Origin of the sequence: Barnesiella sp. CU968, from assembly GCF_905219685.1 — a bacterium.
In the GTDB taxonomy this organism is placed as follows: Bacteria; Bacteroidota; Bacteroidia; order Bacteroidales; family Muribaculaceae; genus Lepagella; species Lepagella muris_A.
Genome location: NZ_CAJMXD010000561.1, coordinates 1 through 1355, shown reverse-complemented (window position 1 = coordinate 1355; position 1355 = coordinate 1). Strand labels below are relative to the sequence as shown.

Sequence of the window (1355 nt, the reverse complement as noted above, 5' to 3'; positions counted from 1 at the left end):
GAGCCAGCACAAATAGCAAATTGCCATCCAACTCTTGACCTCGAATTTGATTAACACTTTTTAAGAGACACTAGTGTCATATTCTATTCAATAGATTTGGCTCATTGAGCGATAACAGAGCCAAAATGCCTCTCACACTTGTATGTGAGTCAGACATAAAGCCCAATGAAAGAGCCTTACTTCAAGGCCTATTCAAGGACAGCGGATATAATCGAGTCAGAGTCGTTGATTATGACCGTTATATAAATAGATATATTAATGAATCCTTATCTAACGAATATGTCTGCGATAAGGTAGTTGTCGCATGGGCAGAGGGACCTGATTTAACGTTTTCTATATTCGGTGTAAACAATGATACTGCTCCCATCATTAAAAGCTTTGAAAGTTTAGGGATTGATCCTCGCAAGAAATATGTCGAAAAGATGATTTGGGAAAGGGTTATAGGTCAGAATCCATGGCTCCAAAAGTCAAATGAAGAAGATGCCATAAGTAAAGCAGCAACCGACTTTCTAAGCTCATCGTTGCCATTGGTCAATGATACCATCTTACTTTCCGACGGGCAGCAATACCATTATAGCCTTAATAGGAATACAATCGACTATATTCAAAATTCTGACGGAGTATCCATAAAGGACACTTTAGAGCAATTCCTTAAAGAGAATGGAATTATAAATCGTTCAAGGGTTCTTCTTCTGCTACGTGGAATTGTTGCCGGCAATTCATATTTTGAACAAAATCTTAGTCCCGGATTTTCAAAAACTATTAGAACAGATAAAAAACTTCGAGATAATACGATGAACCTCATTATCTCTGAAGTAGTTCCAATGTTTGAGCCTGAGACAATTATTGTTGAACCTCCCGTTGCTGTTAATCCTCTGCCGGAAAACGAAAATCAAATTAAAATAAAGGAAATTTCAAAAAAATGGAGACTGGTTAAGGCTGAGGCTAATGGAAAGCAGCGTGGTGGACAGCTCGACATGGCACTACAGATGCTTAAGGACTTTCTTTCTGAATGTCAGACCATATCAGGAGTTGATAATATAACCGCAGAAATTTCTGATGAAATTGCGAAATATAATATCACTCAAGCACCAGTTGTCAACCATGATTTAATTAAATCATTTGAACGGCAATGGCGAGAGATCAAGGCTACAGCGAAAGGGAAGGTTAGGTCGGTAAATTTATCTGATGCTCGTTCCATTCTTCAAAGTTTTCTCAATACTTTGCAAAAGGGACCAGGAACAGACAGTCTTATTAGCTCCGTTCAAAACGAACTTTCATTGATTGCCGCTGATGAACCTAAGCGATCTAAATCCAGGCATAAAGATGGTGACATTCACCCTAACGGCAAATGG

1 protein-coding gene is annotated in these 1355 nt (G+C 38.6%); it reads left to right on the top strand.

From position 1 onward, the window contains the following. Positions 1 to 125: 125 nt before the first annotated feature. A partial coding sequence (locus JX312_RS13690; RefSeq protein ID WP_204458472.1) for a hypothetical protein occupies positions 126 to 1355 on the top strand: 1230 nt, incomplete at its 3' end.